Genomic DNA, 11,541 nt, shown 5'->3' with positions numbered 1-11,541 from the left:
GGATACGTTATTCTTTTTTAAAAGACTAAATATTAAAAAACCTATTTGGCTTGGTACTTCAATGGGAGGTATTATAGGCATGATACTTGCCAGTAAATATAAAAATATTTTTAAAGCCTTAATATTAAATGATATAGGGGCATTTATTGATGCTGCTCCTTTAATTAAAATTGGAGGCTATGCTAAAAAAACGGTACTTTTAGATGATTTGGCTAGTGCAAAAGAACATTTAAAACTTATTTATGCCCAAATAGGTATTAAAGATGAAGAAGATTGGGATTATTTAACAAAATATAGCGTAATTTCTACATTTGGCGGAAAATATAAAATTAATTATGATCCTGCTATAACAAAAGGAATGAAAAATGCTAGTAACCAAGAAGATGTTAAACTATGGTCCGTATGGAATAAAATAAAATGTAGAATATTAGTAATTCATGGGATGAAATCTCAAATTTTAACAAAATCTACTGTTAAAAAGATGAAAGAAACAAAAACTTTTGATCTTTATGAAATAAAATATGCCGGTCATGCTCCTTCTCTAATGAACCCTGAAGAAATTAACTATGTCAAATCTTGGTTAGAGAAGAAGTCTTAGGTGTCATTTGTTCATTGTCATCCCGCGACTTGATCGCGGGATCCAGTTAAAAATACTAATAATTTAGTATTTTTTATTGTTTTTATGGATCCCGTGGTCAAGCCACGGGGTGACAGCAAAAAATTTGGATTCCTGCTTTCGCAGGAATGATATAGGAATCATTTAAATTAATAAATAATAATTATGAAAATTACTACTAAAGTACTAATAATAGGTTCAGGACCTGCGGGCTTAAGTGCCGCTATTTATACGGTTAGAGCGGCTCTAAAACCAATATTAATTAATGGTATGCAGCCAGGCGGGCAGCTTACAATTACCACCGATGTTGAGAATTATCCTGGATTTGCGGAAACGGTGCAAGGACCTTGGCTTATGGAGCAGATGTCTATGCAGGCTAAAAATGTCGGTACAGAAATTGTTAGTGATTACGTAGAAAAGGTAGATTTATCAAAAAGGCCTTTTAAAGTATTTACAGGATCAGGAAATGAGTATGAAGCAGAAAGTATAATCATTTGTACCGGTGCAGAAGCAAAATGGCTTGGTATAGCTTCAGAGCAGGAATTTCGTGGTTTTGGTGTTTCGGCATGTGCTACTTGCGATGGTTTCTTTTTTAAGAATCAAGAAATAGTGGTAGTAGGGGGAGGAAATAGTGCAGTAGAAGAAGCTTTATACTTAACCAATCATGCTAGTAAAGTTACTATAGTGCATAGAAGAGATAGTTTTAGAGCTGAGAAAATATTACAGGATCGATTATTTAAAAACCCTAAAATATCGGTAATTTGGGATCATGTAGTAGATGAGATTGTAGGTAGCGATAAACCAAAATCCGTTACCGGAGTTAAAATTCAAAATGTTCACACCAAAGAGATTAGTTTAGTGAATTGTAGTGGTGTATTTATAGCTATCGGGCATGCACCGAATACGGGGCTATTTACCGGACAAATTGCAATGGATAACGATAATTATATCATCACGAAGTCAGGTACGACTAAAACTAGCGTAGAAGGGGTTTTTGCTGCCGGTGACGTTCAGGATAAAATTTATAGACAAGCAGTAACTGCTGCAGGTAGTGGCTGTATGGCGGCTCTTGAAGCAGAGAAATTTTTGAATAAATAATAAATTTCGGGTTTGTCAGATTTTTTGTGTAAGTACGATTTCTCCATTTGCCCAATTTTGTAAATTAGTATCACAAAGTATAGCAAATTGATTTAAAGCCATGGCCCAATTCTTAATAGGCATTGTCCATTTTTTAGAAGCATTTGTCAATGCTAAAAAGATTATTTTCTGAATCGATTTATCATCTGGAAATACCCCCTTATTTTTTATAATTTTACGAATTTGACGGTTAGTTGATTCAATAGCATTAGTAGTGTAAATCGCCTTTCTAATGTCTTCCGGAAAGCTAAAGAACGGAGCTATTCCAGACCAATTTCTCTGCCATATATCAAAAATAACTGGATATTTTTCATCCCATTTTTTAGCAAAATTTTGTAATTCTCTTAATCCCTCTGCTTCATTTATTGCAGAATAAACTGCCTTTAAATCAGCTGTTACCAATTTTAAATCTTTATATGATACGTATTTTACAGAGTTTCTTACCATATGAACAATACACAGTTGTACTGTGGTTTTTGGGAAAATGCTATTTATTGCTTCTGGAAAACCTTTAAGACCATCAACACACGCAACATATATTTGTTCTACACCACGATTCTTCAGTTCTGTTACTACTTGCATCCAAAATTTAGATCCTTCATTCTTGCCTATCCAAATACCTAATAGTTCCTTCTTGCCTTCTATATTCACGCCAATAGCTAGATAAACTGCTTTATTTATTATTATATGATTGTCTCTTGCCTTAACATGAATACAATCTACATTATAGGATATACACTATCAAGTGCTCTATTCTGCCACGCAGTAACTTCCTCTAAAATGCCATCAGTTACCTTTGATATTAACTCAGATGATACTTTGGTGGCATATAGTTCTTCTAAGTGCCCTTGTATTTCTCGAATAGTCATTCCCCTAGCATATAAAGATATTACTTTATCATCAAATCCTTCAAATCTCCTTACTCCTTTTGGAATTAGTTGAGGTTCAAATTCTCCTTCCCGATCCCTTGGCACTTCTACTATCAATTTACGACCCTCGGAATCTATTAGAGTCTTTTCATAATTGCCATTACGTCTATTATCTGACTCCTTGGTATTCTTAGAATGCTTCTCATAACCTATATGAGATTCCATTTCTTTTTCTAAAATCTTATTTACTATCTGCTTTTTAATTTCCTGAAATATTCCTTCTTTGCCAAATATCTCAGATGGATCACTTTGTGATAGTATTTCTGATACTACTTTTTCTATAGTCGGATTTGATACTTTACTCTTATTCTTCATATTAGCCTCATGTAAGTTGTTTTAATGTCCCCCTTCGGGGATAAGAAATCCCTCGCCTTCAGGCGAAGGGAAGATATAATGAAATTGCTTTAGCAATGAATTTATATCAAGAAACATGAGAAGTTATAGAAAGAATAGTCATAGTCAGTATGATTTAAAAGTACATCTTATATGGATACCAAAATATAGGAAGAGAGTGTTGATAGGCAAAGTAGCGGAAAGGGCTAGAGATTTACTAAGGCAGATTTGTATGGAACATGAAGTATATATAATTTCAGGGAAAATATCATGTGATCACGTGCATATGTTTATCTCATATAAATCACAAATATCTCTTAGCAAGTTAGTACAGTATTTAAAAGGTAGTAGCTCAAGAATTTTATTGCAAGAATTTGCTCATTTAAGAAAACAATTTTGGGGCAATCATTTGTGGGCTAGGGGCTATATGGCGGTCAGTTCAGGTAATATAACTGATGAAATGATACAGCACTATATTGATGAACAGGAAGGTGAACCTGTGAATGATGATCGATTTCTAATCGATTCCACTTTATAACCCCTCAGCTTATAGCTGAGGGTTCTTTAGTTAATTTTATTCTTAACTATTTTTATAACTTACACAAACTTTCTGACACCCCCTAAATTTCCTAAAAAAAGACATAATCATATAAAAATTTATTAATTTTTTTTGTATTGAAAGTTATAGCAATATAATCTTTCTTTCTAATTTTATAAAATAGAGAGGAATTATACCTATCCAGCACTTAACTTCAGAGAAAAAATGGGAAATTTTTTTTAAAGCTATAGGAGCAGAGATAGGAGTTACAAAGGTAACTGATAATAAAGTTGACTTAGAACATTTTCGTACATTATTAGCATCCCCTGATGAATTAAAGAAGAATGTGATACATGCTTTATTTAAGGATAATAAGGAGAATATAGTAGAATCTGAACTATATAATGCGGATTCATTGCGAGCGACTGAAAGGAACATGGCAATCTAGAAAAAATTAAAAAAATGCTAAATATTAGCATTTTTAACTGGATTGCTTCGTCAATTACTTCGTAATTTTCCTCGCAATGACGATTTTAGTATCCACCCAATAATGCCATGAGAAATATATGAACTTACTTAAAAACATTACGGGAAAGAATTATATAAACGGTGAATTTATAGAGTTCGGGAAGCAAATATCCGTTATTAATCCTTCGACCGTAAAAGAAATTGCTACAGTTCCGAATTTGGGATTATCTGAGATTAATTCAGCAATTAATAATACGGTGACTAGTTTTTCTTCATGGTCACAAAGTTCATTTGAAGAAAGAATAGCGATTCTTAGAAAATGGTATAATTTAGTAATCGAAAATATTGATGAGCTAAGTCATATATTAACGCTAGAACAGGGTAAAGTACTTGCCGAATCAAAGAAAGAAATTCTATACGGAGCCTCTTTTATTGATTGGTATACATATGCTATACATAATATTCATTCAACTATCAAACCCGGTAATAGTAAAACTCATAAAATTGTTACGCAATATGAGCCGGTTGGACCTTCTGCGGCTATAACTCCTTGGAATTTTCCAAATGCAATGATTACTCGCAAGGTAGTACCTGCAATAGCTGCGGGTTGCAGCGTTATATTAAAACCGTCAAGCCTTGCGCCTTTATCGGCTTTAGTGCTTGCAAAATTGGCAAGCGATGCCGGGTTGCCTGCCGGAGTATTTAACGTAATTACCGGTGATTCGGATATTATAGGTAAGGCTTTTTGTGAAGATTTTAGGCTTCGTAAATTATCATTTACCGGTTCTACAAATGTCGGTAAAATTCTATATCAAAATTCAGCTAATACTATAAAACGTTTATCTTTAGAACTTGGCGGTAATGCTCCTTTCATTATAACTGCAGATAATAGACATCTTTTCAAACCAGCTTATAGAGAGGAATTTAAAGGAGACACGGAACGCAGTACCGCAGCGTACGCTTTGGTACGTGAGGATACGAGTACCGGATCGACGTCTAAATTACCTCTAGAAGCTGGTTTGAAAAGATGTCTAATGATTTGGAAAAAGTGGCAAGTGATTTAGTAATCGCTAAAACTAGAAATAGCGGGCAGTCTTGTACTTCACCTAATAGGATATTTATAGAAGAATCTATATATGAAAAATTTATAGAAATTCTAAAAGCTAAATTTACTAAGCTTAAAGCTGGGGACGGATTTGATAAGACATCAGATGTAGGTCCATTAATTAATCACGTTGCTATAGAAAAAATACAAAAGCTACTCATTGATGCACAAAATAAAGGAGCTAAATTAATTTGTGGCGGTAAAGCTGTTGATAATTTTATTGAGCCTACTATTATTATTGACTGTTTGGATAATATGGATATCTTTAGAACAGAAATATTTGGCCCGGTAGTTGCTTGTTATAAATTTAAAGATTTGGATGAAATAATAGAACGTGCCAATAATACAGAATACGGCTTGCAAGGATATGTATATTCAAATAATATATCCGTGGCACAAATGATAGCCGGTAAGCTTGATTTTGGTATGGTATCGATTAACGACCCGTTACCTGCAAATGCAAAAGTACCTTTTGCAGGACGTAAAGCTTCAGGTTTTGGAGTTGAAGGCTCATTTGAAGGGATATTTGAATATCTAAATACGAAATATATAAATTTACAGAATTAAGAATGCCCTAATGGTTCCTTTTATGTCATTCCTGCGAAAGCAGGAATCTAGTAAAGAATATAAAAAATTATTTTATATGCTTATTTTATAAAATATATAATTCTTTGTAGCAGTATTAAGATTATTTTTTCTGGATTCCCGCTTTCGCGGGAATGACATAGAAAATATAATAATCTAAGTAATAAATAGTAAAAATTATGCCGGTTCTTGTAGATAATATTGAAGTACAAATTGAAAAAATTTATGAAGTATTTGATTTAATAGATAATGAAGGAGCTGATCCTTTGCTTATAGGCAGTATCTGATTGTTTTGCTGGACTATTAGATCAATATAAAGAATCGTTATCAATTGAATATGTTTATCCTTTGATGCAACTAATTAAAAGGTTTGAAGAGAAAAATACTATAATACCCAAAATGCTTAATAATGCTTTAAGCAATATTAATCTTTGAAGATGGATGTAAATCTGAAGAATCAGACTAATAGAAGATATAATTAATAATTTAAATACCCTTGACATGTTAGGAGTACATGCATAGTAATCTTCCAAAAATCTCAATAGTTTTACCGGTTTATAATAGAGAGAAGCTATTACCTTTTGCTATTGAGAGCTGCCTTAATCAAAGCTTTAAAGATTTTGAGCTTATTATTATTGATGATTGCTCAAAAGATAATAGTGTTATAGTAGCTAGGAAATATGCAGAGCAGGATTCACGTATTAAGGTAATAGTAAATGAGACCAATAAAAGATTACCGGCAAGTCTTAATATTGCTTTTATAGAGGCTAAGGGGGAGTATTTTACTTGGACTTCAGATGATAATCTTTTCCATGAAAATGCTTTAGAAAAAATGGTTAAGACACTTGATAATTCACCTGAGATAGGGCTTGTATATACTGATTATACTTTAATCGATGAGCAAGGTAGTATAGGTGCAAGACTTTATCAAGAACCGCCTGAGTTTTTACCGATTAGAGATTGCGTCGGTGCATGTTTCTTATATAGAGTTGATTTAGCAAGGCAGGTAGGTGGATATAATGAAAATATACAGTTAGTGGATGATTATGAATATTGGCTTCGTTTTGGACTTGTTACGAAATTTGCTCATATACCGGAATCTTTATATTTCTACCGAGTACATGATCAAAGCTTAACAATAGAGCGTAAAGTAGAAGCAAAACAGGCAAAAAGAGCTTTGAAAGAATTATTTAAAGATAAATATATTATTCCTGCTGAGATTAAACCTATAAATGATTTATATAATTGGTTTATTGAAGATAGAAATTTAATCTCTTATTTTAGGTTATTTAAAATAATTATTTGTAGTCCGATAATTACTATTTCTTATATTATTAAAAATCTGAGAAGAATTAGGTGATATTTTAGAACAGTGTCGGCATTGTTGCATGGATCGAAAAATACGCTCGGTGTTATACCGTGACTTGACCACGGTATCCAGAAAACAACTTAAAATACTAACAATTTTAGTATTTTAAACTGGATCCCGCGATCAAGTCGCGGGATGACAGTGGTGGAATTGATCCATGCAACAAGGCCAACAGTGTCACCTAGTTCCTTGATCACGGGGTCTAGTCTTTTTAAATTTTTTTATGGATCCCGTGGTCAAGCCACGGTATGACAGGTACAATGCAAAATCAAGATTTCATACATACATTAAATCCAGAGCAACAAAAAGCAGTTCTTCACACTGAAGGACCGCTTTTATTGCTTGCAGGTGCAGGGACAGGTAAAACAAAGGTACTTACCTCAAGAATAGCTAATATTATTCACCAAAATTTAGCCTCACCTCAAAATATTCTAGCCGTTACTTTTACTAATAAAGCTGCTAAAGAAATGGCTGAAAGAGTTAATAGTCTAATTAATTGCTATGGTCTTAATATAGGCACTTTCCACTCAATGGCAGCTAGGATATTACGTGACCAGATTGAGCATTTAAATCTTGGTTTAAATAATAGATTTACTATTATTAGTCATGATGATCAATTAAAACTAGTTAAAGATATAGTAAAGCTAAAAGATATTGATACTAAAAAATATGCTCCTAAATTAATACATATCATAATTTCGAGATGGAAAGATCAAGGATTATTACCAAGTAAACTATCAGCATCAGATACTAATTTACCGCTGCAGCGGGTGGCAAAACTTGTATACGAAGAATATCAGAAAAATTTACTTATTTCTAATGTTTTAGATTTTGGAGATTTGCTACTTTATAATAATGAGCTTTTTATTAAAAATCCCAAAATACTAAGATATTACCAAGAAAAATATCGATATATTTTAATCGATGAATATCAAGACACTAACGTTGTCCAGTATTTATGGGCAAGAATGCTCGCAAGTTTATATAAAAATATCTGCTGTGTAGGGGATGATGATCAATCTATCTATGGTTGGCGAGGAGCAGAAGTCGGGAATATATTACGTTTTGAAAAAGATTTTGCAGGTGCAACAATTATTAAATTAGAGCAGAATTATAGATCAACTTTGCCAATACTTGCTGCTGCTTCCAATGTTATCAATAATAATAAGAACCGTCACGGTAAAACGTTATGGACGGATAGGGAAAGCGGTGAAAAGATAAAAATTATTTCTTGTTGGAGTGATAAAGAAGAAGCAAGATATATAGCCGGCGAAATAGATAAGTTAGTGAGAGAAGACCGATATAATGCAGGTAATATCGCTATATTAGTGCGGGCAGGTTTCCAAACTAGAAGTTTTGAGGAGGCTTTTATAAATAGTGCTATACCTTATAAAATTATAGGCGGTTTGCGGTTCTATGAACGTATGGAAATAAGAGACGTGCTTGCTTATATCCGTATATCTTTGAATCAAAATGACAATCTAGCACTTGAGCGTATTATAAATGTGCCGAAAAGGGCAATAGGTGCAGCTAGCTTAAATAAAATTAGAGTTTATGCACTTGAGCGAAATATTTCTAATTTCGCAGCCATTAAAGAAATGCTAGAAATAGGTGAGATTAAAGCAAAATCATATGATTCTCTAAAAGATTTGGTTACTAAAATCGATAATTGGTACGAAAGATTTAGTATAGATGCTCCAATAAACGTGGTTAAAGCAATACTTGATGATTCCAGTTATCTTGAAATGCTTCAAGAAGAAAAAACCGAAGAAGCATTAGGTAGAATCGAAAATATTAACGAAATGCTTAGAGCTATTGCCGAATTTAACGATATTCATGATTTTATCGAACATTCAAGCTTAGTTATGGAAAATGAAGTGCTTGAAACCAATTACGGTGGCTCTGTTACTATAATGACACTGCACGCAGCTAAAGGGCTTGAGTTTGACGTAGTGTTTTTACCGGGATGGGAAGAGGGGGTATTTCCGTCTCAAAGATCTCTAGACGAAGACGGTGAAAAAGGCTTAGAAGAAGAACGCCGAATTGCTTATGTCGGCATTACGAGAGCCAAAAAAGACCTATACATTACCCATGCGGAAAACCGAAAAATATTTTATGAAATAGTCCGCTCTTACCCTTCAAGGTTCATAACCGAAATCCCTGATGAAATTACGATCAGGACCTCTTCTATGAAAAAATACACTTCTTTTTATAAGTTTTAATTAATTTTCATTCATGAATTTTAAAATGGTTTGCATTCTTTAACTAATTATTATCTAATTTAATTAATACGCGAGTTTCGTATTAAGATGCCTAAATTATGGTTAATGAATATGCTATAATGCTTATCCTTTCAAGGTTTGTAAGAGGTATGACAAGTTTTACAATTTAATAGTTATAATCAAAAAAGACAATTTACTAAAAATTTATGCAGTTTTAAGTACATTTTATAACAAAAACAATATTACTAATATCCTCGTAACCCAGTTACTATCAGCTATTCAGTTCCTCTATTAATACGAAACTCGCGTTAATTAAAAATCTCTTTGATGATGAATTCATATTTGCTTCAGATAATAATTCTTAAAACAATCATAAGATGACTGCCAGTAGCCTATTATAATTGTTATTACCTCACTTCTGTTCAGTCGACTTTTAGGACCAGATTTGTTGTTATAATTAGTAATTGAATTTGTATGCTTGTCTAATTCTTGAAAAAAATCATCGACGTAACAAAATATTTCTGTAAAATCCATTATCATAGGTTATTGCTCTTAAAGTTTTTTCAATAACCTATAAACTTTTTTCTAATACTATAAATACCATATTTTAATTAGCAATTTGTATTTTGTACTCACTTTATAACAAAAACAGTATTATCAAGATCCCCGTAACCCAGTTACTATCAGCTATTCAGCGACTTTTTGAATACGAAACTCGCGTTATGTAGTTATAGTGTCCACTATTTACAGGTAATGTATAAATCTGACCATGATACATGACTAAAGCAGGCCAAAGAGGGTTTTGAGAAACTACGGGAGGATTTGGTACAGTTAATTTACATATTTTACCTTCAAGATTATAATTAATTCCTAGATAAGCATTATCTTTTGCCTCCATCTTATCGCCGTTAGGACCGCTAAGAACAAACTTAAAATCAAAAGACCAGCCAGGGATTATTTTATCAGGAAGAGAAAGAGATCTATATTCTATAATTATTATTGGATAATGTTTATTTAATCTAAATTTTATATGTGTTTTTATTGTTTCTTCACGTATTTCACCGTAACATTTATTATGTTCATTCCTGATTTCAGTAGTTTTATAAGGTTTATGATTATTTGAATAAGTTGTAGTATACTGCTCGTAAATGAAGGGTTACAAAGATAGGAGAGATGTTTATGCTAAAGATATCATGCATCACATTGAGAACAAATATGGTGTGACATATACGATAACGGGAGTAACAAAATTACTATACAAACTGGGATTTGTGTACAAGAAGCCGAAAGTAGTAGCGGCTAAACTGGATTTTGACAAGCAAGAATTATTTAAGTTAAACTACAGTTTACTAAAAGGGAATCTTAGAGATAAGGAAGCCATATATTTTATGGATGGTGTTCATCCTCAGTATCAAGCAAGGGCAAGGTGTGGTTGGATAAGAAAGAACCAAAATAAGACCTTACCGACATTCAGTGGCTGGAGAAGAAAGCACATGATTGGTGCTATTAACCTAGCTGATTTACAGTTAGTAAGGACAGAGAACCCCAAAATAAATGGGGAGCAGATAGTTAATTTTCTACAAAGGTTGGAAGAGGAGAATAGTGACAAGGAAAGAATATATTTAATCTGTGACAATGCTAGTTACCACAAATCCAAGAAAGTTAAGGAATACCTAGTAAATAGTAACATAGAGCTAGTATTTTTGCCACCATATAGTCCAAATCTTAACCCAATTGAGAGATTATGGAAGTTTATGCACAGTATTACAAGGGTCTGTCAGATTTTTTGTGTAAGTACGATTTCTCCATTTGCCCAATTTTGTAAATTAGTATCACAAAGTATAGCAAATTGATTTAAAGCCATGGCCCAATTCTTAATAGGCATTGTCCATTTTTTAGAAGCATTTGTCAATGCTAAAAAGATTATTTTCTGAATCGATTTATCATCTGGAAATACCCCCTTATTTTTTATAATTTTACGAATTTGACGGTTAGTTGATTCAATAGCATTAGTAGTGTAAATCGCCTTTCTAATGTCTTCCGGAAAGCTAAAGAACGGAGCTATTCCAGACCAATTTCTCTGCCATATATCAAAAATAACTGGATATTTTTCATCCCATTTTTTAGCAAAATTTTGTAATTCTCTTAATCCCTCTGCTTCATTTATTGCAGAATAAACTGCCTTTAAATCAGCTGTTACCAATTTTAAATCTTTATATGATACGTATTTTACAGAGTT

At 32.7% G+C, this 11,541-nt stretch carries 7 protein-coding genes and 4 pseudogenes; 9 read left to right on the top strand and 2 right to left on the bottom strand.

The features are described 5' to 3' along the window. Both REIS_RS04965 and trxB read left to right on the top strand, forming a co-directional pair. Positions 1-598 (top strand): alpha/beta fold hydrolase (locus REIS_RS04965; protein ID WP_008580169.1); only part of this gene is annotated, 598 nt, incomplete at its 5' end. A gap of 183 nt (positions 599-781) precedes the next feature. Continuing rightward, on the top strand, positions 782-1,714 hold the full coding sequence (trxB, locus tag REIS_RS04960; protein ID WP_008580168.1) for a thioredoxin-disulfide reductase: 933 nt from the start codon (positions 782-784) through the stop codon (positions 1,712-1,714). A gap of 15 nt (positions 1,715-1,729) precedes the next feature. Here trxB and REIS_RS11160 read toward each other — a convergent pair. Then, a pseudogene (locus REIS_RS11160) lies at positions 1,730-2,997 on the bottom strand (IS256 family transposase). Positions 2,998-3,112: 115 nt separating this feature from the next. Between REIS_RS11160 and tnpA the strand changes: the two are divergent. The 7 genes and pseudogenes from tnpA to REIS_RS12630 all read left to right on the top strand — a co-directional run bounded on the left by tnpA (position 3,113) and on the right by REIS_RS12630 (position 11,155). Further along, a complete protein-coding gene (gene tnpA / locus REIS_RS04945; protein WP_008579210.1) occupies positions 3,113-3,553 on the top strand; it encodes an IS200/IS605 family transposase in 441 nt (146 codons plus the stop codon). Between the two features lie 404 nt (positions 3,554-3,957). Continuing rightward, positions 3,958-4,082: pseudogene (locus REIS_RS17235) on the top strand (lytic transglycosylase domain-containing protein); the annotation flags it as partial. 37 nt (positions 4,083-4,119) lie between these two features. Next, positions 4,120-4,908: pseudogene (locus REIS_RS16430) on the top strand (aldehyde dehydrogenase family protein); the annotation flags it as partial. Between the two features lie 146 nt (positions 4,909-5,054). Continuing rightward, a pseudogene (locus REIS_RS16420) lies at positions 5,055-5,693 on the top strand (aldehyde dehydrogenase family protein); the annotation flags it as partial. A gap of 532 nt (positions 5,694-6,225) precedes the next feature. Further along, positions 6,226-7,071 carry a glycosyltransferase gene (locus tag REIS_RS04920; RefSeq protein ID WP_008580165.1) on the top strand — a complete coding sequence of 282 codons (846 nt, stop codon included), beginning with the start codon at positions 6,226-6,228 and terminating at the stop codon, positions 7,069-7,071. Between the two features lie 257 nt (positions 7,072-7,328). After that, positions 7,329-9,302, top strand: a complete 1,974-nt coding sequence (gene pcrA, locus REIS_RS04915) for a DNA helicase PcrA (protein WP_173400502.1) — start codon at positions 7,329-7,331, stop codon at positions 9,300-9,302. 1,148 nt (positions 9,303-10,450) lie between these two features. Further along, the gene (locus REIS_RS12630) at positions 10,451-11,155 is read left to right on the top strand and encodes an IS630 family transposase (RefSeq protein ID WP_241760888.1); all 705 of its coding nucleotides are present in this window, start codon (positions 10,451-10,453) and stop codon (positions 11,153-11,155) included. Here REIS_RS12630 and REIS_RS04905 read toward each other — a convergent pair. After that, on the bottom strand, positions 11,080-11,541 hold a 462-nt coding region (locus REIS_RS04905), incomplete at its 5' end, for an IS256 family transposase (RefSeq protein ID WP_008580162.1). The genes REIS_RS12630 and REIS_RS04905 overlap by 76 nt on opposite strands.

It is taken from the genome of Rickettsia endosymbiont of Ixodes scapularis, assembly GCF_000160735.1.
GTDB lineage: Bacteria > Pseudomonadota > Alphaproteobacteria > Rickettsiales > Rickettsiaceae > Rickettsia > Rickettsia tamurae.
The sequence above is the reverse complement of the archived record's forward strand: the minus strand, read 5'-3'. Positions and strand labels throughout refer to the sequence as shown.

What these genes read in the sequence shown, in the direction of transcription:
- REIS_RS12630 (WP_241760888.1), top strand. Translation starts at nt 10,451, where the DNA reads ATGAAGGGTTACAAAGATAGGAGAGATGTTTATGCTAAAGATATCATG.
- trxB (WP_008580168.1), top strand. Translation starts at nt 782, where the DNA reads ATGAAAATTACTACTAAAGTACTAATAATAGGTTCAGGACCTGCGGGC.
- tnpA (WP_008579210.1), top strand. Translation starts at nt 3,113, where the DNA reads ATGAGAAGTTATAGAAAGAATAGTCATAGTCAGTATGATTTAAAAGTA.
- pcrA (WP_173400502.1), top strand. Translation starts at nt 7,329, where the DNA reads ATGACAGGTACAATGCAAAATCAAGATTTCATACATACATTAAATCCA.
- REIS_RS04920 (WP_008580165.1), top strand. Translation starts at nt 6,226, where the DNA reads ATGCATAGTAATCTTCCAAAAATCTCAATAGTTTTACCGGTTTATAAT.